Genomic DNA, 22,339 nt, shown 5'->3' with positions numbered 1-22,339 from the left:
CCAAAGCAAAGTGTACATAACGCAATACATTATAGAACATTTATATAGTCATTTCTGTATAGCCGTTTTTACGGCTATTTACACATAATATCAGATATAACACCTTTAGGTTTATATCGGCAGATATTATGTTAAAAGAAATTACGGTTTATGAATTACTAATCTTTCTGAAATTATAAACATTCGCTTTGATGAATTTTATAATTCTCCAACACGTGTTTATTTAAATACCGTAGAATCTCGTATTTGGTATTATGTACGAATATTTTTTAAATACGCGATTCTCTGGAACCGTATTATTAGTCAGAAACCACAATGTCAGTTCGAGTGATTTCGATTTTTCATCGAAATTGTATCGAGAACCTATTTTTATACAATGTTACTTATAAATAGAAACTCCGCAGTAATTGTGTCAATATAAATATTGCTGTATTTTTTTTAAGAAAAAAACATGCTACTATTTATCAGTTTTTATAATTTATTTTTAAGTCTAGTATTAATTTTATTATGTTAAATACAAAAAAATAAAAAATCGACTACTCGTTTAGTTAACCAACCATACCATCAATAAAAATATTGATGTATTTCTTCATCTTTACAATGATTCTTTCACCAATTTCACGCGCTTTTAAAATACTTGGTCTATTATCCAAACATTTAAAAATGTCTTGTCTAATGGGTTCTTGTCCGTTATAAATATAACTTTCAATTAAAGAATTGAATTGTTGTTGGTCTAAATTTTCTTCTTCACAAATTTTAGATAAAGCCAATACTTTTTCTTGATGCCAATATTTTTCAAATTCATCTTTAATTTTATCTACATCATCAATATGTGGTAAATTTTCCTCTATAAATTTTTCTATGAGTTCTTTTTTACTCCTTAATTTAACATCACCACCTAATAAATCGATGATTGCTTTTTTCTGTTTTGCTGCTTCTGTTTTATCTTTTACTTTTATTTTAGAAAGTAACTGTAAAATATAAACGATATTTATTTCGTCTCTATGAATTAATTCTAACTCAAAATCTACATCATTTAAAATTGATGTTTTATGCGTCCTTCTTTGTTCATCTACAAAATCTTTAATATCTAAATATTCGCTTTTATAGTTTTCAAATGTTTGCTCATCAATTCCTAAATTTTCCCAGTCGAAATCTACATAAGATTCTAACACGTTTTTTGCTCTTAAAACACGTCTAAACGCTTGTACAAATTGAAATTGTTGCTCCTCTCCTACTAAATCATCTACACTTTGGTGCGTTGGTGTAATTTCTAGTAATGCTTTTAAATTTTCGTCAAATTTCTTTGCAATATCTTCGTAATTAGGTGTAAAAATTGTTTCTATAGGGTTTTTATTAGAAAACAATGTAATTGCTTCATCTGTAGCCTTTTTTAAGTTTCTAAAGCATACAATATTACCTTGCGATTTCTTTTCTCCTAATATTCTATTAGTTCTTGAAAAGGCTTGTATTAAACCGTGTTGTTGTAAATTCTTGTCTACATACAAGGTATTTACTTTTTTAGCATCAAAACCAGTAAGCATCATATTTACAACAATAACAATGTCTAAACGGTCTTTAGCATCATTAAAATTTTTCTTTTCTCGTTCTTTTAATCGTTTGCTAATGTCTTTAAAATAGTTTTCGAATTGTACACCATCTTTTGTAGAAAAACTAGTGTTGTACATTTGGTTATAATCTACAATGTATTCGTCTAATTTATCTCTAGAATGGCTAGATTTATAACTTAATTCACTTTCTGCAGCAACATCAAATTCATTATCGGGTAAATTATCTTGTGCATCTTCATTAGCTTCATTTGCTCCATAAGAAAAAATAGTTGCTATTCTTAAATTATGTTCACCAGCTTGTTTTTTAGCCTTAAAAATATCGTAATATTTAATTAAACTTTTAATATTACTTACTGCAAACAATGCAGAAAAATGTTTGTTATCTGTTTTTGTACTGTGGTATCTAATAATATAATCAGCAATTTTTTCTAAGCGTTTTTCATCTTTAAAAACTTCTGTTTTATCAATATCTTCTACATCAATATCTAGTAATGTGTTGCTTTTCTTTTTATAACGACCAATATATTCTATTCCAAATTTTAAAACATTACCATCTCCAATGGCATCCGTGATTACATATTTGTGCAAACATTTTCCAAATAAGTCTTTGGTGGTTCTTTTTCCTAAATCGTTTTTAGAGGCATTGTCTGCAAAAATGGGTGTTCCTGTAAAACCAAATAATTGTGAATTTGTAAAATAATCGGTAATAAGTTTGTGCGTTTCTCCAAACTGACTTCTATGGCATTCATCAAAAATAATGACTACTCGCTTATTTTTTAACGTTTCTAATTTCTTCTTATACTGTTCTTTAGAAATAGCATTGTTTAACTTCTGAATAGTTGTTAATACTAATTTAGAATCGCTTGCGAGTTGTTTTACTAAGCTATTGGTGTTTTTGGTAACATCTACACTATCTTTTTTAAAAGAGTTAAATTCTTTCATGGTTTGATAGTCTAAATCTTTTCTGTCTACTACAAAAAGCACTTTGTCTACTGTAGGCAAATCCATAATAATCTGACTTGCTTTAAAAGAGGTTAATGTTTTACCAGAACCCGTTGTATGCCATATATATGCGTTATCTGTATTGTTTTCTACTTGTATAACTAGTTTTTCTACTGCATAAAATTGATACGGTCTTAACACCATTAAAATTTTATGTGTTTGGTTTCTTACAATGTACTTTGCAATCATTAACCCTAAATGCTTTGTATTTAAAAAAGCAGTTGTAAAAGGGGTTAAATCTTTAATATTCTTATTATCTACATCAGACCAGAAAAAGGTTTGTTTTACAGATTGCAACTCATTATTTGCCAGGTATTTTGTGTTTACACCATTACTAATTATAAATAATTGTACATACTGAAATAAGCCATGATTAGACCAAAAAGAGTGTTTTTGATACCTATTAATTTGATTAAAAGCTTCTTTAATTTCTAAACCACGCCTTTTTAATTCTATTTGTATTAATGGCAAACCATTAACCAACAATGTAACATCGTATCTGTTTTTATATGTGCCTTCTTGGGTAATTTGATTGGTTACTTGATACAGATTTTTAGAAGTATCTTCATTATTAAAGAAACGAATATAAGTGGCTTCTCCTCTATCGTTTTCAAATTGAAAACGACCTCTTAAAGTCTTTGCTTTTTCAAAAACATTTCCTTTTTCTAAATGGTTTAAAACCTTGTCAAACTCTTTATCTGAAAACGTACAATTATTAAACGTTTCTAATTGTGTTTTAAGATTAGATACCAAAGCATCTCCGTTTAAAACAGAAACATTTGTATAGCCTAAACCAACTAATTGTTTAATTAGTTGATTTTCTAATTGTGCTTCAGATATTTTTTTCATTTTCTTTTTTTTTACAACACTCCATAATATATTTTACTCTAAAATATACTGTATGATATAAAATTTGCTTTACAATTAAATAATATCGTATATTTGCACCGAGTTCATCTTTCCAGTTGGAAGAAGGAAATCGAAAAACGCAAGCCTTGATGCTCTGCGTTTTTTGCATTAATATAAGTCTGGTAAACGCCTTCTTTTATATTTTTTTGCAATTTTTTCTTTATCTCTACCTCTTAAATGATATGCTGAAAGTAAATAATAAGCGTCTACTTTTCTTAAAGGTTCTAACACAATTACATAATATTCTGTTGCATCATATATATAGGTTCTAATACCATCTTTATCTTTAGCACTAAAAACAAGCATGCCTTCTTTTTGCTTTTCTTCTAAATGATGTTTTAACCAATGCAAACGTTTAGAACGATGAATATCATACTCTCTTTTTCTTGTTTTTTTATCTGTAACTACTGTAGTTAAATGTGCATATAAAATATCTAAATTTAATTGTCCTTCTTTTGGTGTTGGTTGTATTTGTTTTGCTCTAAATTTAAAACTTGTATTATCTGCTACGTCTCTTTTAAAAACAGCTTTTAAAGAGATTTCTCTTTCTCTAATTGATAAACCAGCAATATCTAAAAGGCTATTGTATTTTTTTATTTGATTTAATGGCATCTGCTTATCTTAATTCTATAAAAAATAGGTTTAACTTAGATTCTGCCCAATTAGAAGAAGCTTTTAAATGTTGTTCTGAATGTGTTTTAATACGTTCTATAATCTGATTTTTAGCAGTTACTTTTTTATCTGTATTATTTAAATTATAAGAAATAGCTCCCATAATAAAATCTGCCAATTGCATTAAAATACTTTCATGAGAACGTATGTTTTGTACATTTCTAAATACACCATATTTTGTATTTAAAATTTCTTTTAGCTTTTCTACTTTATAGGCGCTTAAATCGTCTTTTATGTCTAAATAAACATTGTAATTATACAAGCTATTTTTATTATGATTCAGTAAAGAATAATACATTTTATAATAAAAAGTATCAAAATCTTGCCCATGTGCTTGGTTATTTACCTTTTCTTTATCAACTACTATGGCTCTAAACCGGATATCAGTATCAAAAAAATAATCTACCAATTCTTTATAAAACTGTAATTTAGAATTAGATACTTTAGACCATTTAATTTCTGCATTAAATTTATGTTTGTCTTTTAAGTTTTTTATTCTTTCTGTATGTCTTTTTACTTGGTTGTATGCAGAACTAACAGAACCTAATACCATAAATTGTTTATGATCATTTTCTAAATGACAACTCTCATCACAATAAATATTAAAAGTTTTATTCATATTTTTAATTTTTTAGATTCCTCAATCGCTTAAAAAAAGCTCATTTCGGAATGACACCTTAAACAAACATCTGTTGCAACAACCCTTTTTTAAACGTTTGTGTTTTTGCTATTTGTGTTTGTACGTTTTCTATTTTTGTATCAATAGTACTTAAATAAGCGGCTATTTTTTGTTGTTCTTCTAGGGATGGAAAAAGTTTCTTAAAGTGAATAAAATCAAGATAATGTACTCTCTTTTTCTCTTCTAAAGTACCTGTTGCCATTTTATTATAATATTGAATCATATTATAGCTAGTTAAATAATATTCTAAAAAATCTTTATTACATTCATCATTACAGTAAAAAATATCATAATATTTAGAAACAGCAACATTATCTACACCTTTAAACCTTGCTAAAGCACCAAATCTTAGATTCATTGGATTTAAGGCAAAATCATTTGGATGCATTAATTTATAAGCATTCTCTTTTCCTTTAACCAAAAAACTTCTTTCGTATCTTTTTGATTTTGGTACAACACCATGCTCAATTGTTAAACTGTAAAGTGGAGCTTCTAAAGTTGCAGTAATTTTTCGGTCTTTAATAAAATCTCCAATTTCATGAATTTCCCAATCTGAAAACTCACTACCATCATCAGCTTTAAAACGCAATTGCTGACTGAAAATTTGTTGCATTACCCCATTTTTGTACAGATCTAAAAGTGTTTTCTTTTGGGTTAATTGTTGGATTTTATCATCTACAGCAGTTAAAAATGGGGTTATTTTTTTTTGTTCATGGAGATTTGGGTATTTAAATTTAACACTCGAAATATATTCCCATTCAGCTCTTGGCATTTTAGAACCAGAAGTAATATTAACTTCTAAATTATATTTATGAGTTTGTATTAATTGATATAAATACTCATTATTGATTTTAATTCCTTCTAAAACCCAAATTTCAGAAGAACAAACGCCATCAAAAGGAGCTTTTAAATATTTTTTTAAATATGGTCTAAGTTTACCAAATAAAATTTCTCCTTTTTTAAATCTATTTTTAATACTTTTTTGTTCTTTTGAATTAAAGTATTTTAATAAAGTTCCTGTTTCTTGACTTAAACATTCTAATTCAATACAAGGTAAGTTTAAAGTTTCTTTTACTGGGTTGTATTTTGACTTTGGTCTTCTTACTAATTCTCCAAATTCATCATTCTCCCAATCATCAACAAACTCTTTAAAACGTAGTTTAGGTACACGCACGTCATTGCGAGGCTTTTTTGCCGTGGCAATCTCTTGGTTATTTATATGTTGGTTACTCATTTAGTTTCGATAGTTTAATTGACAGATTGCCGCGCTCCACTGCGTTACGCTCGCAATGACGATTGGATTGAATACATTTCGTTCGCAATGACGTTAGAACGGAGTTTCAATATTTAACTCTTTGCAGAAATCCGCTATTGTTGCATCTGTTTTGGCAATGTCTATTTCTAAACTTTTTAAGTCCGTAGAAACACTTAAAAGGTCTATTGCTTCTTCTTCTTCAAACGTATCTACATAACGTGGTATGTTTAAATTATAGTCGTTTTCTTTAACTTCGTCTAAAGTAGCAACATAACTGTATTTGTCTTTGGTTTCTCTGCTTCTATAGGTGTCTATAATTTCTTGTAAATGTGCATCAGTAAGTACATTTTGCGTTTTTACTTTTTCAAAATGATTGCTGGCATCAATAAATAAGATATTTTGTTCGATGAGCGGAGTCGAAGCGCGGTTCTTTTTTAAAACCAAAATACACGTTGGAATATTTGTTCCAAAAAAAATGTTAGACGGCAAACCAATAACGGCATCTAATTGGTTTTTATCTTCAATTAAATACTTTCTAATATGTCCTTCTGCGGCACCTCTAAACAAAACACCATGCGGTAAAACGCACGCCATGGTTCCGTTTTCATCTAATTGATGAATCATGTGTTGTACAAAGGCAAAATCTGCTTTACTTTTAGGCGCCATTTTTCCGTAAGGAGAAAAACGGTCATCACTAATAATACTATCTGGATTCCAATTGGCAGAAAATGGCGGATTGGCTACAATTGCTTCAAAACGTTCATCTATATGCTTTGGGCTTGGGTTTACAAGTGTATCATCATTATAAATATCAAACTTTTTATAATGTACATCATGCATAATCATATTCATTCTGCACAAGTTATACGTAGTTGGGTTGCTTTCTTGTCCGTAAAAACTACCTACTTCTTTAACTTCTTTGGCAACTCTTAATAATAAAGAACCAGAGCCACACGTTGGGTCGTATACAGATTTTAAACGCTCCTTATCTGTAGTAACAATTTTTGCTAATATTTTAGATACTTGTTGTGGTGTGTAAAACTCGCCTGCCTTTTTTCCTGCTCCAGAGGCAAACTGACCAATTAAATATTCATAGGCATCACCTAACAAATCGTTTTCATTGTTTTCTAAATCGAAATCAATCCCTTCTAAATGCGTTAATACTTTTACAATGAGTTCGTTTTTGGCTTCTTCGGTTTTACCTAATTTACTACTTGTTAAATCTAAATCTTCAAACAGATTGCCAAAATCGTCCTCAGATTCACTCCCCATGGTACTCTGCTCTATATTGGTGAGTACTTTTTGTAAATCTTCTAAAATAAATTTATGTACACCGCCCGAGTTTCCTCTTTTGGCTAATTCGCTAAATAGTTCGGTTGGTTTTAAATAATAACCTAAAGCATCTAGTGCATCTAATTTTATTTCTTGTAATAAGATTTCTTCTGCTTCGTGCCCTATAACTTCATGATATTCTAAACCGTCTGGTTTTAAAATAACATTGGCGTGTAAAGACATTTTTTTACTTAAATACTTGTAAAATATAAAGCCTAGTATATAATCTCTAAAATCATCTGCATCCATATTACCTCTTAAATCGTTGGCAATGTTCCATAATACTTGATGCAATTGTTGTTGGTCTTCTGACATTTATGTGTGTAGTTTTCTATGAAATAAGATTCATAAATAGGTGCAATTCTTTTTTGTTTAAAATTACATTTTTTGATGGAATTGGCAAATGAATTTAAAAGAGATTTTGGGATGGAAAACAAAAGAGATACGCTTCTTCAATTTTAATTAAAGTAAGAAATTGAATTTACGAATATTATAAATAAAATGGCATGAGTAAAGCAAAGTAACCCCGCAATAAAAATGCGGGACAGGCGACACGCAGAATAGTATGAAACATATTATTTCATAATATGACATGGCGCCTGTTCCGTTGAAGAACGGGATAAAATTGCTATAAGTTATAACAATATTAATCTAAAGACAAATTAAACTCATAATCCATTCGCTGACTCAAAACACGGATTATTAAAATACCTTCTGTTGTGATTAGATAGAATATAGTATGTGATTTATACCTAAATCTTTTTAATCGAAAAGAATTCCTCTAGGCTCTGCCTCGAGGTTTCCGTTGAAACTGTCATTCCCGTGAAGGCGGGAATCTAAAATACAGATTTTTTGGTTTTTGATTCTACAATCAAAATGAAACCAGCGAAATACCTCTATGGCTCTGCCTCGAGGATAGTTGGTTTCAAAAAAAATATTTATTTCTCTAATATATTCTGATGCATCTCGCCCCAAATCATTATTTATAGAAAGCACTTTAAAAGTTTCGTGCATTGATAAGAAATAATTTTGTGCTTGTGAAAGACCAAACTTTGATATGCCGAATTCATACATTACAGTCAAATCGAATTCCGCTTTGATAGAAAGTTTATAGTCTGCCATCTTGTTTCATTCTGGCTTCAACTTCTTTCATAATTTCAGGTAACGATTTAGTACTAACACCGCTGTCTAAACCTTGTTGAAGTTTAATTTTTAATGAAATAAAATCACTGTTTTGAGCTTGATCTTGTCGCACTAAATTTCTTAAATACTCGCTGTCGTTGGTAAATTCTCCAGCTTCAATTTGAGCTTTTATCCAGTGGTCTTGTTGTTCTGTAAAAGTAACTGTCTTTCTAATTGTTGCCATAACCTTAATTTAAATAATCATACTATTGGTGCAATATAGTGATTTATGCTTTATGATGTAAAATATCACAGAAGATTCTGAACATTCTATAAACATGAGTTTTAGTATTCGACAACACGTGTTTATTTAAATATCGAAGAATATCGTATTTGGTATTAAGTGCGAATATTTTTTAAATACGCGATTTTCAGAAACCGTGTTGTTAGTCAGAAACCACATTGTCAGTTCGAGTGATTTCGATTTTTCATCGAAATTGTATCGAGAACCTTTTTTTATGCAATGTTAACTTATGGATAAAAATTCTCCAGTCATTCTATCAATATAAATTTTGCTGTATTTTTTTCAAGAATAAAACATTCTGCTATTTCTCTGCTTTTTATAATTCAGATTCATAGTTAAAAACTTCCTTTTAAAATAAATAGCCGTAAAAACGGCTATTTACACATCATTGTAGTTATAAGACGTCCTTAGCTTTAATAGATGCCTTCATCAAAAAACAACATCATATCTATAATTTGTGTTGAAGGCAATCTATTTTTATCAATAGTATCAATAACTACTGAATGTGTTTTGGTTACTGTTCTTTTATATTTTTAATTCTTCAAAGACTTTTCTAAAATTTTCAGCACTTTGAGCTCCAACCACTATAATTTTATTATTAATAATAAAAGTTGGGACACTAGAGATATTATTATCGGCACAGAATATTTTATTGGCTTCTAATATTTTTTTATACTTATTATTAGCAAAAACCTGATCGACTTCTGCTTCTGAAATACCTACTGATAATGCCATTTTCTTTATTTCGGGAACCAAACTTATGTTTATGTCTTTAAAAAAGAACGCTTCGTACATGAGTGTATTAAAGGCATCAGATTTGTTAACCTCTTTAGCATACTCTGCAACTTGTAATGCTTTGTTTGAATTAGGCATAGCCGTTATATCTGCAAATTCATAGCCGAATTGACGTCCAAATTCTTGTAGCTGAACATTTTTCTGTTTAGCATTTGGGAAATAATCTTTTGAAGGAATACCGTTTTCCGGTATGTCTGAATGAATTTCATAACCTCTAAAGTTAATTTCAATATCATATTCTTTTTTCAGGCCATCAATAGTTCCTTTTGCAATGTAGCAATATGGGCATTGAAAATCGGAAAACATTGTAATTTCGTATTTCATTTTATCTCGTTTTTTTAGTATTATTTATATAGAATTTTTATTTTCTTTAAGCTCTTTTAATATTCGTCTCAACGCAAATACAAAACTTTCAGGATTTTCTTCCTGTGTAAAATGATCTGCATTTGGTAATAATTGTACGTTTGCATTTGGATAATAAGAACGCCATTTAGCAATAGATTCTGGGTTTCCTAAAGTTCTATTTTTCTCGCCAAATATCAACTCAACAGGTTTATTTGCTAAAAGATGTAATTTTTCTTCTATTTCCAGAAACCAAGATTCTGAAAGTGTAATATGTTGTGGAAAAATCAATGTTCCTTTTCTTGATTCTGGTGTTGGTAATGCCATTTCGTAGGCATCAATAATCGCTTGGTTATTTCCAGACTTTTTATTCATACTCTTTAAAAGCAATGTTCTAACAAAATAATTTTCTTCATAAATAAGCCTTTTCGCTTCTTCCGTTTTAAAGAAATTAGAAAATTTTTCTGATTCAGCATTCGCTTTCCATGCCCAAGTATTAGAAATAACGGTTCCTAAAATACAATTTGGGTTATTTGTAGCAAGATGCAATGCCGTTGGTCCGCCCCAATCTTGCACAACCAAAATAAACTTTTCAAGTTTTAAATGATCAAGTACCAAAGATTTCACCCATTTCGCATGTTCTTGTGGCGTATAATCAAAATCTTTAGGCGTATCTGAAAATCCAAAACCTGGTAAATCATACGCTATTAACCTTGCTTCTCCAGATAACTCTTTTATAATATTTCTGTATATAAATGACTATTCTGGGTTTCCGTGTGCTAATACAATAGGTATGCCTTCTCCTTCATCAATATAATGCATAGAAGTACCGTCTTTCTCATACCAATTACTTTTAAAAGGATACTCTTCTTTATCTACTAAAAAAGGTCTTTGTTTTTTATTGGTAATCTCTTTATTAAAAATTAGTGGGTTTTTTATCATCATTATTTAAATTTTGAAGGTTTGTTTTCTTCTTCCAAGTTTTTTTCCATAAGCAAAGCTATTAATGGAAATTGTAACCAGAATGAAAAATAAAAGAACGTTAAAATCCAATATTTAGGAATAAACTTTAAGCCTTCTCCTCCTATTATTCCAATAAAAATTGCATCATAAGTAAATAGAGGAACTGTTAAATAAAAAGCCAACCAAAGTGAGTTTTTAAAATACTCTTTATTTGGAAACATTTTTTTTAGCAAAAAAGGAGTTAAGGGTACGTAAAGTACTGAAACTAAAATTACAATAAGTACTCTTGCTTCGTAACTCCAACTTTGGTAATAATCTGGCAATCCAACTAACACAAAAAATCCCCATGTTAAAAAACTCATTATCAAAAGATATAAATGATTTTTAATTGATAATTTACTCATGATACATTTTTTAAATTGATTATTTCTTTTTCACTATTTTATAAGCTCCAATTTTATTGTGAAATAAAGAAGGTATATATAAAACTTCTGCCTTAGCATCAATCCCTATGTCTGCATTACTACCCGCAAAATCACAAATTAATTCTTTTTTATAATTGGTTACATAAAATATTTTTCCGTGCATTGGGTCACTCGCTATAATTCCGTTTTTAAATTTAACAACACCATCTAAAGCACCCATTTTTTCAGCGGGTTTTATAACTTCAACAGATTTATCAACTAAATTAATTTTAAATAAAGAGCCGTATTGTGCTGGTGTTAAATTTGGCGACATTTCAGCACCTATACTTCCTACAATTAAATGATTACCATCTATTAAAACACCATTAGGTACCGGAAATTGATCTGAATGTAACCAAAGTGCTATTTTGTCATCTTTCAATTTAAAGATACGTCCTGTTGCTATATCAGACACATAACCAACACCATCTTTACCAATTGTAATATCATTTAATGTTTTAGCTTCAGAAGGAATTGTTTTCACCATTTTTCCAGTTTTCAGATCTATAACATGAACTTGAGATTGATCTACAACATAAATATTTCCATTGTAAAAAGCCATTCCTGTTGGAATATTGATTCCGGTTGCCCACTTTTCTGTATCTAGTTTTCCATCTTTAGTATATCTACTGATAAAACCTTCTTTTTGATACGTATTGATGACAGAAACATAAATAAAATCATGATTCGGAATAGACAACATAGATTCAGGCATAACTACATTTTCTACTTCCCATAGTTTTTCTAAAGTATAGCTTTCATTCAAAGTGTTTTCATCATATTCTGTTGCCATTGCAATACCTGCTTCTAATTTACCATCAACAGCTTCATTTAACAATGCCATGGTTTCTTTTACATAAGCTTGCCCCCCATGATTCTCTAGAACTTCAGGCGAATTTTTCCAATTCTCATATGCATAAAATGCATTCTTTTGTCCAACAACTTTATAGAAATCAAAAAATACATTTCCTGCTTCTTTTCGAGAATTTGCAGCATGTTTTTCAAATTGTGCTATAATACGATCACTATAGCCCTCTTTTACTTTAAAAGAAATAAAGATTGCTTGCTCGTTACCTGTAGAAATTAAAGGTTTTGAATCTATATGAGCCGGTTTTGTATCTTTAAATCGTAAAATATCTGGTGCAACTTGCAACGCATTTTTAAATAAAGGCGCTAATTCTTTACTATGCGGCAAACCTTTATGTAATTCGTATACTTCTTCATTTTTCCATTTAGAAAACACATAAAATACAGTTGGATTATTATCGTCTCCGTATAGTTTCATTTCTAAATTCCCTTCTTCCTTTAAAGAGTTATTTAAACTGTTAACTTGTGCTTTTCTAAACTCTTGTACGTATGCTGGTTTTACGGTAAATTTTACCATTTGTGTAATGGTTTCATCTTTTTTAGTACAGCTGAAAACGACCACTAAACTAATTAATGCAATAACTATATTTTTCATTTTTAAAACTTTTATAATGTATAAACTTAATTATACGAATGTTATAATATCTTCTTCTGGTAAACGAGATTTAGGAACTTTTGCATTAAAATCATCATCAGCCTTATACCCTAAAGAAACCACTGCTAATGGCATGTATCCTTTTTCTCTTAATCCGAATTCTTTATCTAATGCTTTAACATCTACACCTTCCATTGGCACAGCATCAATACCTAAAGCAGCAACGCCAAGTAGCAATACACCCATATTTAAATACACCTGTTTGTCTAGCCAATGTGGTAAGTCTTTAAGGTCGTATCTATGAAGATCTGCAAATAGTTTTCTACCTGCTTTTACTCCTATTTTAAATTCTTCTTTGGCATAGCGTCCATCCTTGTCTTCTTGATTTAATACCTTAGTCATGTAGTCTGCATCTGCATCTAATCTTGCGGAAAACACAATTACATGAGAAGCATCCATTACTTTAGGTGTATTAAAATGATAAAAACCTTCGGTTCCTTTTGCAATACGTTCTTTTCCTTCTTTTGTATGTGCTATTGTAAAGTGCCAAGGTTGCAGGTTGGTGCTCGATGGGCTGAAACGTAATAGGGTTTTTACTTTTTCGAAATCTTCTTCTGAGATTGTTTTTGAAGGGTCAAACTTTTTTACTGAATAGCGGTTTTTTAATGCGTTTATGATGTCCATTTTATTTTTTATTATAATTTAACAATTACTTTTCCTACAGTTCTTCCACTTTCTAAGTGTTTATGTGCTTTATTAAGATCTTCAAAAGAAAAAGTTTCGGATACATGAGATGTAAGCGTACCATCTTCTAACATTTTACTTAAAGTATGCATGTCTTTAGCACTAGATTGTACCAATAGATTGGTAACATTAACATTTCGTTCTTTGGCTAAGGTTGTAATTTCATCTGAACTAGATTGTACCAATAGATTGGTAACATTAACATTTCGTTCTTTGGCTAAGGTTGTAATTTCATCTGAAAAATCTGGTGTTGGTAACGACATGATGGTACCTCCTGATTTAACTAAACCTATAGATTTTAATAGAATATCTCCGTTAAACATATCAAAAACAAAATCTAAATCTGACACAACTTCTTCAATTTTTTGTGTGGTATAATCTATATGTTCATCTGCTCCAAATCCCATTACTAATTCTTTGTTTTTAGCGGAAGATGTTGTAATCACATAAGCGCCCATAGCTTTAGCAATTTGAATAGCAAAATGACCAACACCACCAGAACCAGCATGAATTAAAATACGATCGTCCTTTTTTATTCTTGTTTCTAAAACTTGTAAAGCTGTTAAAGCAGCTAAAGTTGCTGCAGCAGCATCTTCAAAAGAAATATTTTTAGGCATTTTTGCTAAATGATCTTCTGGAGAAGCAACAAATTCTGCATAAGCAGCTCCGTTTCCTGGGAAATTAACCATGCCAAAAACGTTATCTCCTACTTTAAAATTTGTTACTTTATTACCAATTTGCGATACTGTACCAGAAATATCCCATCCTAAAATAGCAGGACGTTGTTCTCCATACATCATATTCAATCCTGGTTCTGCACTTCTTATTTTAAAATCTACAGGATTAATGCTAATTGCTTTTGTTTCAACTAATACTTCGTTTTCCTTTAAAACAGGTTTTTCAACGGTCGTTAAAATCAAGTTTTCTACGCCTCCTGCTTGTGCTATTGTTATTGCTTTCATAAGTTTCTATTTTTAATGGCACAAAATTAAGTCTATTGTTAAAACTAAGCAATAACGGACAAAAAGGTTAGTACTAAAATTACTGTATTTTTATTATTAAAACCTGAATATCAGTAAGTTAAATTTAAAAATAAATACTAAATAAAGTTATGTTACTGTAAAAAGTAAAGTTTTAATATATTTGCTGCATAATTGAAGAAAAATGGAAAATAATAGCGAAAAATCATTGTACAAATTAAATGGGGAATTAGATAGAGAAGTATTATTCTTAAGAAAACCCCAAATTAAATTGAATGACAAAATTTTTTCCTGTCCTACAAGTACGGCAATGGAATTAATAGGAGGAAAATGGAAAAGTGTCATATTATTTCATCTCATTTCTAGTAAAAAACGATATAACGAATTACGAAAAGAAATTCCGTTGCTTAATGAACGTACATTAAGTATGCAGTTAAAACAATTAGAAGCCGATGGTATAATTTCTAGAAAGGCATTTTATACAAAACCTCCTTTAAAAGTAGAATATGCGCTTACAAAATTTGGAAAAGGTTTAATACCTATTCTTAAAATGATTACTGATTGGGGAATTACTGTTGCTCAAGAGAAGGGAGAATTTATTGAATCATAGCATGGGTTTATAACAATTTTGAAGTTAAAATGAGATTCCTCAATCGCCTAAAAAGGCCATTACTCGTATTATTTGTTTGTGCTTTTCGTGTAAACGCACAAGGATATTTTTCTGAAAATAATTTTCTTGAATTATAAAATAATATTCCACTTTCGTGGCCAAACCGCAAGCCCTTTATATACTTACCGTTTTGCATTATTTATATTCCAATAAAAATTAAATCAGAAATTAGTATACAAGAATCGGAAATTGATATACCTCTACTCCTGCTCTCCTTTATAATTTTGCATCATTAATAATCATTAAAAAATTAAAGTGATGAACAAAACAATTTTTATTACAGGAGCAAGTAGCGGAATAGGAAAAGCAACAGCAATTCATTTTCAGCAAAAAGGGTGGAATGTAGTGGCAACAATGCGGAATACAGAAAGCGGAAAAGATTTAGCAGATTTACAAAATGTTTTGGTGACGCGATTAGATGTTACGGACAGTAGTTCTATTAAATCCGCTGTAATGGCAGCTGTTAAAAAGTTTCAAACTATAGACGTTTTACTAAATAATGCAGGTTATGGTATGTTAGGGACTCTAGAAGCAACTCCTATTGCAACCATTCGTGAACAATACAATGTAAACGTTATTGGACTGCTTGAAACGACGCAAACAGTTTTACCTATTATGCGTAAACAAAAATCAGGAACTATTGTAAACATATCATCAATGGGTGGTCGTGTTGCATTACCTCTAGGTAGCGTTTATGGAGCGACAAAATATGCCGTAGAAGGCATTTCTGAAGCGTTACAGTACGAACTTGAACCATTGGGTATTAATGTAAAAATTATTGAACCAGGTGTTATTACATCAAACTTTAGTAAATCTGCAGCTTTTAATGACGAGAACATTAGCGACTATAAAGTTGTTGTAGATAAAATAATGAAAACCTATAAAGGCGAAGAAACAAATGATACTTTCCCTGGAAGCGCACCAAACACGGTTGCTGAAGTAATAGACATAGCGATCCATGATACTACAAATCAACTTAGATTTCCTGCAGGTAATGATGCAGAACAAATGTTAGAAGCAAGAGCAAAACTATCTGATGGTGAGATGATAACTATGTTGAAAGAAAACTTTGGAATTTAATTAAAGGCAATCAAAAATGGAAAACATTATTATATCTGGTGCTACAAATGGCATAGGAAAAGCACTTGTTGAAGCGTTAATAAAAAAAGGCGACTATAAAATTGGAATCATAGGAAGGAATAAAGAGAAGTTAACTGCCTTAACAAAGCTACCTAACGCTACTGCTAATCAGATACACATTTATCAAGCGGACTTATCATCTTTAGCGCAAACTAAAAAGATAGCAAAAGAGATTATTACTGATTTTGACCAAATAGATTACTTGATCAATAATGCAGGTGCTTATTATTACGATAAAGAAATAACCTCTGAAGGTTTTGAGAAGACATTAGCCACTAATTATTTATCTACTTACCTTCTTAACAAATATCTGAGTCCAATAGTAATAAGTACGGCTGCAGAAAAAGGAGATGCGCAAATAATTAACACAGGGTCTAGTGGTCATAAAAGAGCTATTAATTGGGACGATTTTAATTTTGATAAAAAAGGTTTTGAGGGTCCTTTTGTTTACGAACATTCCAAACATTTAATGATTTCTCATACGTTTGATTTAGCAAAACAATTACAGAATACAAATGTGAGAGTCAATACAATTCATCCAGGTTTTGTAACATCTGGATTAATAAAAGGAAAAAAAATGCCTTTCCCAATGAACGTGTTGACAAAAATTCTTCCGATATTTATGGGTATTACTCCGGAAAAAGCAAAAGATGTTTATCTATGGTTGCTATTTGACGAAGAAGCTAAAAAACTTAATTCGGAATACGTTAGTAATAAAAAAGTCGGAAAAGTTTGGAAACCTATTATGGATGAGCAAGCACAAAAACGACTACGATTAGAAACCGAAAAAATGATAGCAAATTATATCTAATAACAAATGAAACCAGACTTTATAACTATTGATACCATTAGTGAAGTGAATGCTATTTTTAATGTAGACTCACCAAATCACCCATTAGTATCTGTAATACATTTAAACGATCCTAAAATTAAGAAGCGTTTTAATAATGAAAACTTTATAATCAACTTATACTCTATTGCTGTAAAAGATATTGATTTGAAAGGGTTTAGCTATGGCAGAAACAAGTTTGATTTTGAAAGTGGTACAATGATGTTTATTGAGCCTGGTCAAGTTATTTCTCCTGGAGATGAAGAAATGAGTGAAAATAATCAGGGTTGGATGTTATTTTTCCATCCTGATTTAATTCGCCATTCTTCGCTTTCATCTAAAATGAAGTCATACGAATTCTTTTCATACAACCTTCATGAAGCTCTACATCTTTCTGAAAAAGAACGCAACGAAATAAAAATATTGGTTGATAAAATTGAATCCGAATATTCTCAAAATATAGATAGACACAGTCAAAATGTAATTGTTTCTACTATAGAATTGATTTTAAGTTATGCTACGCGTTATTATGACCGTCAGTTTTTTACACGTTCTGTTTTTAATACAGATAAAGTGAGTGAGTTTGAAAAACTACTAACCTCGTATTGCAATTCTGAACAGTTGAAAGCAGATGGAGTACCTTCTGTTCAATATTTAGCTGAAGCTTTAAATATGTCACCAAAATATTTAACGGAATTACTAAAAAAGGAAACTGGCAGAAGTGCACAAAGCCATATACATGAGGTTATAATATCAAAAGCTAAAAACACACTTTTAAATTCAAACAAGAGCGTTAGCGAAATAGCTTATGATTTAGGTTTTGAATATCCTCAGTATTTTAGCACTCTTTTTAAAAAGAAAACACAATTAAATCCGAGTGATTTCCGGTCTTTAAACTAAATTGATTCATACAATTACAATAGGCATCTCATAAAAAGAAGCTACAATACTATTATTTAAAAAAAGGGATTAATGGTTCTGAACTTGCTGCTACATAGTTGTTTTATTTGTGCTATCTACTTTAAAACAGATGAGTTTTTTTCGCTTTATAATACAAGAAATGCTGAGAATAATAAATATTAATCTCAGCATTAAAAATTAAACGAATAAAAATTCTATTGAAAATCAGAAGCTTTAAACGGGTATTTTCTTGGTGTTTTTTGAATGGTAATCCAATGTGCAACAGTAAACGATTTTACACCCCATTGACCATTAAAACGACCTAAACCAGAATTTTTAACACCACCGAATGGTGCATAAGCACTATCATTTACAGGTTGATCATTAATATGTGTCATACCAGCTTCAATACCTTGTGCAAACGCCATTCCTTTTGCTTCGTCTTGTGTAAATACAGAACTAGACAAACCAAAATCTGTAGCATTGGCTAAACGCAATGCGTCTTCCATATCTTTAGCACGTGTAATAGAAACTGCTGGTCCAAAAATCTCGTGTTTGAATAACGGACAGTTTTCATCTGTATCTACAAAAACGTGTGGAGGCATATGTAAGCCATCTGCTTCACCTCCTAAAGCCATTTTATAACCCTGTGCTTTAGATTCGTCTATTAAGTTTTTAACGGTGTCAAATTGTGCTTGATCTATGATTGGTCCTACAAATGTGTCAGGATCATTCATATCTAAACGTTTTAAGGTTTTTACTTTGGCGATAAACTTCTCTGTGAATTCGTCATAGACTTTATCTTCTACGATTATTCTGTTTATAGCCATACAAATCTGACCTTGATTCATAAATTTACCCCAAGCAGCAGCCTCAACAGCTTGATCAATATCTGCATCTTCCAATACTACAAACGGACTGTTACCACCCAATTCTAATTCGATATTTTTAATGATATCAGCACTCAACGCATTTATTCCTACTTGACGACCAACGGGAGTTGAACCTGTAAAAGAAATTAATTTTGAAATTGGATGCTTTGTAATTGCTGTCCCAATAGTGCTTCCGCCACCAGGTAACACACTTAATAACCCTTTTGGGAAACCTGCTTCTTCTAAAAACGAAGCAAAAATTAATCCTCCAGTAACTATAGAAGTTGATGCTGGTTTTAAAACCACTGCATTACCTACTGCTAAGGCAGGTCCTAAAGTACGCGCAGTTAATTGTCCAGGGAAATTCCAAGGTGAAATTAAACCAATTACGCCTAATGGTTTTCTAACTGCAATGGATTCTTTTCCTTCAATATCTCTCGGTAAAATTTTACCTTCAACTAATAATGGTAAATGCACAGCACTTTCAAAAACACTAGCTACTAATTCGGCTTCAAAATAACCTTTAGCTAAGGTTGCACCGACTTCTTTTCGTGCCCATTCTGCAAACTCTTGCTTACGATTTCTAACAACCGTAGCTAGTTTCTGCATCATTCTGCTCTTTTCTGGAGGTAATACTGCAGCCCATTTTTTTTGTGCAATTGCAGCTGTTTCAAAAGCTTCATTTACATCATCTTCCGTAGCACCGTTTAAAGAGAATAACTCCTCTTGATTCCAAGGATTTATATCTTTTATTACTGGTCCTTTTCCATCTTTCCATCCGCCACCAACAAATATTTTTTTGGTGTAATTAGGTAATTCTTCTTGTGTTTTCATTTTTGGTATGTTTTCTTAATTAATTTTTTCTATTTTTCAATCTGATTCACAAAAAATTCTTGCTGCGAAGATGCTATAATAGCCTCTTTCATTAATTTATCTGTAACCTGTGTATACGATTGTTTTCTGTGGGTAACACCAGCTTCATCATTTTTCCAACGTTGTTGCAATGCAAAAGAATTTTCTTTTCCTTTAATGCTGTAAAAATCAAAACGGATGTTGCCTTCTTCTTGTCTGGTAAGTTCTGTGTGCTTTATTAATTGTTTCACAAACTCTTCTTTATAGCCTTCTTTAATTTCAAAAATGAAAAACAATAGCACTTCATTATTGTCCACTTTAATTTGACTAAAATCATTAGTTGGCAACGGTTTTTCGTTATTTAAAAACAATGTTTTAGGCGCTTCAATTAAAGCCGATTTTACGCGATCTGCAATTCCTCTTTTGTCTACTGCTTCCGTATGAGATTCTAAAGTCTTTTCTCCTTCATTTATTCCGAAGACCAAAAAAATTTCTGGATTGTTTTTATCTTGAAACAACTTCATCTCTAAAGTTCCAGCCTCTTTACGCACCACCTCTTGATTCTCTAGCATTTCCTTTTTAAACAAATCAATCTTGTCCGATTTTATTTTAAAAGTTGATAAAATGGTAATTTCTGGGTCTTTCTTTTTATCATAAACCACAGACATCCCTGTTCCTTTATTTAAAATTAAACGCATTTTAGTATCTGTAACATCAATCTGAATACAGTCTGAACCTAAATCCATCGTTCCTAGAGTACTTGTTCTACAGAAATATTCACCTTCCCAATTCCAAGTCCCTTTCAATTCTTGTCCACCAAAATTCCCTTTAATAATTCCATCGCTAGTCGCAATAGAAGTTCCGCCTTCATCACCATAATAATTGTCGGCTCCTTTTTCTATATAACCTTCTTTAGTAGTAATTCTATCCCAAGAAACGGGCTGGTAGGCAATCAATTTATTATCGAAAATATAAGGTGCATAAATGATTTTACCATCCGTATTAATGTCTGCAATTCCTTTGGAAGACGCATCAATTAAATAGCTTTTATCACCATCAAACGTAAATAATTGTCCTGTTGGGTTACTGCTGGCAAGTAAAACACCGTTAAAAGATGTAACACCATCAAACACTCCTTTTTTATTTGAAGAAGTAATTAACGTTACCTTTTTAGAAGTGATATCAATGTTATATAATGAACCAAAATCTTCAGGTTTCCATTCTTTTCGTATTAATCCTTCTCCATTTTCTAATCCGTAATTAGCAACAACCAACGTGTTGTTTTCTACAAAAACACCATTCGGAAACGGAATTTTATCCGACTGTAACCACACCACTAATTTGTCATTCTCGATGGTGTAAATTTTACCGCCAGGAACATCAGAAATAAAAACTTGTCCTGTTTTCTGGTTTATTGCTAAATCATTTAGTGAACCAGCTTCGTTGTCTGTGTAACTTTTTATGATACTTCCGTTATCTAGATTTATAAGATGCACTTGCTTTTGGTCGGCAACATACAAGGTGTTTTTATAAATATCAGAACCTGTAGGAGCTGTTAATCCGGTAGTCCAATTAAGGTTGTCAATTACTCCATCTTTAGAAACGCGACTTATAAAACCAGGTGCTGCACCATTGGTGTTAGAAACATACAACCATTTATGATTTGGTGAGGCATACACAGATTCCGGCATTTTAAACCCGTCTAATTCCCATTTTATAGCTACAGAAAAATCGTTAGTAATTAGCTCCTCACTTTCTTTATCTGTTGAATCTTTTGGCACTTCTTGGTCCTTACATCCTGCTAATACAATGACTAGCAGTACTACTATTGTGTAAATTGAATTTTTCATATCTCGTTTACTTGATGTAAATATTCTGGAATAGGACGTTCTAATGTTTCTGATAACACTTTACCTGTTTCCATAGAAAGTGAATCTGTTGTAGAAAATTTCTGTGCAAATTCTTGCGTTTTCCATTCCTCAATAACCACTAACTGATTTGGATTTTCTAAAACCGTATATGCATTGAAAGAAACACAATCATCTTGTGCTCGCACATTCGGAATTTGCTTCTCGTATTGTGCGATCAGTTTTATGTTTTCATCAGCTTTAATATCAAACAAAGCAATAACACGTAGTTCTGCTGAATTTGCAGTACTTCTAAACTCTTCAACTCCTTTTTCTTCGGAAACTTCACCAATCAAAACATAAGCTTTAGGTGGATTTACAAGTGCTTCATTTGCTAATTCTGCTAGTTTTAGTTCGTAGGGTTGAGAACGATGAAATGCCACAGCCTCTTCTCCTGTAAACAATTCATATCCAAAAAACATATTAGGGTTTTGCTTATCTTCAAACAAGCGAATTCCCAAACATCCTGGTTCTGTAGCACTTCCCTTTTTTACAGTCATTAAAGCCTCTTTAAATTGAGAACGGAATGCTGGTTTTACTTCAAATTGACCTATAACTTTTATCATCTTACTT

22 protein-coding genes are annotated in these 22,339 nt (G+C 31.0%); 4 read left to right on the top strand and 18 right to left on the bottom strand.

Features of this window, described 5'->3' with window-relative positions; genetic code table 11:
* Window positions 1-548 precede the first annotated feature (548 nt).
* From JOP69_RS03400 to JOP69_RS03330, 15 genes are all read right to left on the bottom strand, one after another.
* Window positions 549-3,422, bottom strand: a complete 2,874-nt coding sequence (locus tag JOP69_RS03400) for a type I restriction endonuclease subunit R (RefSeq protein WP_203392485.1) — start codon at window positions 3,420-3,422, stop codon at window positions 549-551.
* Between the two features lie 168 nt (window positions 3,423-3,590).
* Window positions 3,591-4,094, bottom strand: a complete 504-nt coding sequence (locus JOP69_RS03395; protein WP_203392486.1) for a hypothetical protein — start codon at window positions 4,092-4,094, stop codon at window positions 3,591-3,593.
* A 4-nt stretch (window positions 4,095-4,098) separates the two neighbouring features.
* Complete coding sequence (locus JOP69_RS03390; RefSeq protein ID WP_203392487.1) at window positions 4,099-4,773, bottom strand: DUF3800 domain-containing protein; 675 nt, start codon at window positions 4,771-4,773, stop codon at window positions 4,099-4,101.
* Between the two features lie 58 nt (window positions 4,774-4,831).
* Window positions 4,832-6,067 carry a restriction endonuclease subunit S gene (locus tag JOP69_RS03385; RefSeq protein WP_203392488.1) on the bottom strand — a complete coding sequence of 412 codons (1,236 nt, stop codon included), beginning with the start codon at window positions 6,065-6,067 and terminating at the stop codon, window positions 4,832-4,834.
* A 93-nt stretch (window positions 6,068-6,160) separates the two neighbouring features.
* Window positions 6,161-7,735, bottom strand: a complete 1,575-nt coding sequence (locus JOP69_RS03380) for a type I restriction-modification system subunit M (RefSeq protein WP_203392489.1) — start codon at window positions 7,733-7,735, stop codon at window positions 6,161-6,163.
* A gap of 331 nt (window positions 7,736-8,066) precedes the next feature.
* A complete protein-coding gene (locus tag JOP69_RS18785; RefSeq protein ID WP_368378384.1) occupies window positions 8,067-8,144 on the bottom strand; it encodes a hypothetical protein in 78 nt (25 codons plus the stop codon).
* Between the two features lie 38 nt (window positions 8,145-8,182).
* On the bottom strand, window positions 8,183-8,542 hold the full coding sequence (locus tag JOP69_RS03370; RefSeq protein WP_203392490.1) for a type II toxin-antitoxin system RelE/ParE family toxin: 360 nt from the start codon (window positions 8,540-8,542) through the stop codon (window positions 8,183-8,185).
* On the bottom strand, window positions 8,529-8,786 hold the full coding sequence (locus JOP69_RS03365; protein WP_203392491.1) for a type II toxin-antitoxin system ParD family antitoxin: 258 nt from the start codon (window positions 8,784-8,786) through the stop codon (window positions 8,529-8,531). Before JOP69_RS03365 ends, JOP69_RS03370 begins: the two co-directional genes overlap by 14 nt.
* Window positions 8,787-9,371: 585 nt before the next feature.
* A complete protein-coding gene (locus JOP69_RS03360) occupies window positions 9,372-9,965 on the bottom strand; it encodes a DsbA family protein (RefSeq protein WP_203392492.1) in 594 nt (197 codons plus the stop codon).
* Between the two features lie 24 nt (window positions 9,966-9,989).
* Window positions 9,990-10,721 (bottom strand): alpha/beta fold hydrolase, encoded by a 732-nt coding sequence (locus tag JOP69_RS03355; protein WP_302850202.1) that lies wholly within the window; start codon window positions 10,719-10,721, stop codon window positions 9,990-9,992.
* Window positions 10,722-10,742: 21 nt separating this feature from the next.
* The gene (locus JOP69_RS03350; RefSeq protein WP_203392493.1) at window positions 10,743-10,928 is read right to left on the bottom strand and encodes a hypothetical protein; all 186 of its coding nucleotides are present in this window, start codon (window positions 10,926-10,928) and stop codon (window positions 10,743-10,745) included.
* Entirely contained in the window at window positions 10,928-11,350 is a 423-nt protein-coding gene (locus tag JOP69_RS03345; protein ID WP_203392494.1) for a hypothetical protein, read from the bottom strand. The genes JOP69_RS03350 and JOP69_RS03345 overlap by 1 nt, the downstream gene beginning before the upstream one ends.
* A gap of 19 nt (window positions 11,351-11,369) precedes the next feature.
* Window positions 11,370-12,872, bottom strand: coding sequence for an antibiotic biosynthesis monooxygenase (locus JOP69_RS03340; protein WP_203392495.1), 1,503 nt, complete (start codon window positions 12,870-12,872; stop codon window positions 11,370-11,372).
* A gap of 30 nt (window positions 12,873-12,902) precedes the next feature.
* On the bottom strand, window positions 12,903-13,556 hold the full coding sequence (nfsB, locus tag JOP69_RS03335; RefSeq protein WP_203392496.1) for an oxygen-insensitive NAD(P)H nitroreductase: 654 nt from the start codon (window positions 13,554-13,556) through the stop codon (window positions 12,903-12,905).
* Window positions 13,557-13,567: 11 nt separating this feature from the next.
* Window positions 13,568-14,578, bottom strand: a complete 1,011-nt coding sequence (locus tag JOP69_RS03330; RefSeq protein ID WP_203392497.1) for an NADP-dependent oxidoreductase — start codon at window positions 14,576-14,578, stop codon at window positions 13,568-13,570.
* Between the two features lie 328 nt (window positions 14,579-14,906).
* Between JOP69_RS03330 and JOP69_RS03325 the strand changes: the two genes are divergently transcribed.
* The 4 genes from JOP69_RS03325 to JOP69_RS03310 all read left to right on the top strand — a co-directional run bounded on the left by JOP69_RS03325 (window position 14,907) and on the right by JOP69_RS03310 (window position 18,135).
* A complete protein-coding gene (locus JOP69_RS03325) occupies window positions 14,907-15,206 on the top strand; it encodes a helix-turn-helix domain-containing protein (protein ID WP_252191220.1) in 300 nt (99 codons plus the stop codon).
* A 318-nt stretch (window positions 15,207-15,524) separates the two neighbouring features.
* Window positions 15,525-16,346 carry an SDR family oxidoreductase gene (locus tag JOP69_RS03320; RefSeq protein ID WP_203392499.1) on the top strand — a complete coding sequence of 274 codons (822 nt, stop codon included), beginning with the start codon at window positions 15,525-15,527 and terminating at the stop codon, window positions 16,344-16,346.
* A gap of 16 nt (window positions 16,347-16,362) precedes the next feature.
* Window positions 16,363-17,217: an SDR family NAD(P)-dependent oxidoreductase gene (locus JOP69_RS03315; RefSeq protein ID WP_203392500.1), complete on the top strand. Its 855-nt coding sequence runs from the start codon at window positions 16,363-16,365 to the stop codon at window positions 17,215-17,217.
* Between the two features lie 6 nt (window positions 17,218-17,223).
* Window positions 17,224-18,135, top strand: coding sequence for an AraC family transcriptional regulator (locus JOP69_RS03310; RefSeq protein ID WP_203392501.1), 912 nt, complete (start codon window positions 17,224-17,226; stop codon window positions 18,133-18,135).
* 215 nt (window positions 18,136-18,350) lie between these two features.
* On the opposite strand, the gene JOP69_RS03305 is transcribed toward JOP69_RS03310, so the two are convergent.
* From JOP69_RS03305 to JOP69_RS03295, 3 genes are read right to left on the bottom strand one after another with little or no spacing between them, the layout of a single operon-like run.
* On the bottom strand, window positions 18,351-19,841 hold the full coding sequence (locus tag JOP69_RS03305; protein WP_203392502.1) for an aldehyde dehydrogenase family protein: 1,491 nt from the start codon (window positions 19,839-19,841) through the stop codon (window positions 18,351-18,353).
* A 29-nt stretch (window positions 19,842-19,870) separates the two neighbouring features.
* Entirely contained in the window at window positions 19,871-21,709 is a 1,839-nt protein-coding gene (locus tag JOP69_RS03300; protein ID WP_203392503.1) for an antibiotic biosynthesis monooxygenase, read from the bottom strand.
* Window positions 21,706-22,332: a putative quinol monooxygenase gene (locus JOP69_RS03295; RefSeq protein ID WP_203392504.1), complete on the bottom strand. Its 627-nt coding sequence runs from the start codon at window positions 22,330-22,332 to the stop codon at window positions 21,706-21,708. The genes JOP69_RS03300 and JOP69_RS03295 overlap by 4 nt, the downstream gene beginning before the upstream one ends.
* Window positions 22,333-22,339 lie beyond the last annotated feature (7 nt).

The organism is Polaribacter sp. Q13, from assembly GCF_016858305.2.
Classification (GTDB): Bacteria; Bacteroidota; Bacteroidia; order Flavobacteriales; family Flavobacteriaceae; genus Polaribacter.
This window is presented reverse-complemented; position numbering and strand designations above follow the sequence as displayed.

Excerpts from the sequence above, each read along its gene's own strand:
- JOP69_RS03345 (WP_203392494.1), bottom strand. The coding sequence starts at position 11,350 with ATGAGTAAATTATCAATTAAAAATCATTTATATCTTTTGATAATGAGT.
- JOP69_RS03360 (WP_203392492.1), bottom strand. The coding sequence starts at position 9,965 with ATGAAATACGAAATTACAATGTTTTCCGATTTTCAATGCCCATATTGC.
- JOP69_RS03370 (WP_203392490.1), bottom strand. The coding sequence starts at position 8,542 with ATGGCAGACTATAAACTTTCTATCAAAGCGGAATTCGATTTGACTGTA.
- JOP69_RS03330 (WP_203392497.1), bottom strand. The coding sequence starts at position 14,578 with ATGAAAGCAATAACAATAGCACAAGCAGGAGGCGTAGAAAACTTGATT.
- JOP69_RS03295 (WP_203392504.1), bottom strand. The coding sequence starts at position 22,332 with ATGATAAAAGTTATAGGTCAATTTGAAGTAAAACCAGCATTCCGTTCT.
- JOP69_RS03340 (WP_203392495.1), bottom strand. The coding sequence starts at position 12,872 with ATGAAAAATATAGTTATTGCATTAATTAGTTTAGTGGTCGTTTTCAGC.
- JOP69_RS03395 (WP_203392486.1), bottom strand. The coding sequence starts at position 4,094 with ATGCCATTAAATCAAATAAAAAAATACAATAGCCTTTTAGATATTGCT.
- JOP69_RS03325 (WP_252191220.1), top strand. The coding sequence starts at position 14,907 with ATGGAATTAATAGGAGGAAAATGGAAAAGTGTCATATTATTTCATCTC.
- JOP69_RS03385 (WP_203392488.1), bottom strand. The coding sequence starts at position 6,067 with ATGAGTAACCAACATATAAATAACCAAGAGATTGCCACGGCAAAAAAG.
- JOP69_RS03305 (WP_203392502.1), bottom strand. The coding sequence starts at position 19,841 with ATGAAAACACAAGAAGAATTACCTAATTACACCAAAAAAATATTTGTT.
- JOP69_RS03310 (WP_203392501.1), top strand. The coding sequence starts at position 17,224 with ATGAAACCAGACTTTATAACTATTGATACCATTAGTGAAGTGAATGCT.
- nfsB (WP_203392496.1), bottom strand. The coding sequence starts at position 13,556 with ATGGACATCATAAACGCATTAAAAAACCGCTATTCAGTAAAAAAGTTT.
- JOP69_RS03300 (WP_203392503.1), bottom strand. The coding sequence starts at position 21,709 with ATGAAAAATTCAATTTACACAATAGTAGTACTGCTAGTCATTGTATTA.
- JOP69_RS03350 (WP_203392493.1), bottom strand. The coding sequence starts at position 10,928 with ATGATGATAAAAAACCCACTAATTTTTAATAAAGAGATTACCAATAAA.
- JOP69_RS03315 (WP_203392500.1), top strand. The coding sequence starts at position 16,363 with ATGGAAAACATTATTATATCTGGTGCTACAAATGGCATAGGAAAAGCA.
- JOP69_RS03365 (WP_203392491.1), bottom strand. The coding sequence starts at position 8,786 with ATGGCAACAATTAGAAAGACAGTTACTTTTACAGAACAACAAGACCAC.
- JOP69_RS03380 (WP_203392489.1), bottom strand. The coding sequence starts at position 7,735 with ATGTCAGAAGACCAACAACAATTGCATCAAGTATTATGGAACATTGCC.
- JOP69_RS03320 (WP_203392499.1), top strand. The coding sequence starts at position 15,525 with ATGAACAAAACAATTTTTATTACAGGAGCAAGTAGCGGAATAGGAAAA.
- JOP69_RS03390 (WP_203392487.1), bottom strand. The coding sequence starts at position 4,773 with ATGAATAAAACTTTTAATATTTATTGTGATGAGAGTTGTCATTTAGAA.
- JOP69_RS03400 (WP_203392485.1), bottom strand. The coding sequence starts at position 3,422 with ATGAAAAAAATATCTGAAGCACAATTAGAAAATCAACTAATTAAACAA.